The organism is Terrisporobacter mayombei, assembly GCF_020748465.1.
GTDB lineage: Bacteria > Bacillota > Clostridia > Peptostreptococcales > Peptostreptococcaceae > Terrisporobacter > Terrisporobacter mayombei.
In genome coordinates, this window is record NZ_JAHZMP010000255.1 from 1 (window position 1) to 445 (window position 445).

Consider the following 445-nt stretch of genomic DNA (forward strand, 5'->3'; position numbering starts at 1 on the left):
GCCGAGGAACGCCAGCAAACGCTTGATTTTCTTAAGTCCGGCATTGCCACGCGTAACCCCCACTTCAACCGCATGATTGAGCAGATCGAAAAAGTGGCGATCAAATCCCGCGCGCCGATTCTGCTTAACGGTCCAACCGGCGCGGGCAAGTCATTTCTGGCGCGACGCATCTTCGAGTTAAAACAGGCGCGGCATCAGTTTAGCGGCGCGTTTGTGGAAGTGAACTGCGCCACCCTGCGCGGCGATACCGCCATGTCGACGCTGTTTGGTCATGTAAAAGGCGCGTTTACCGGGGCGCGGGAATCTCGTGAAGGTTTATTACGCAGCGCCAACGGCGGAATGTTGTTTCTTGATGAGATTGGCGAACTGGGCGCAGACGAACAGGCAATGCTGCTGAAAGCCATTGAAGAGAAAACCTTTTACCCGTTTGGCAGCGATCGCCAGG

1 pseudogene is annotated in these 445 nt (G+C 55.7%); it reads left to right on the forward strand.

The features are described from left to right. Positions 1-445, forward strand: a pseudogene (gene rtcR, locus K0039_RS25435) (DNA-binding transcriptional regulator RtcR); the annotation flags it as partial.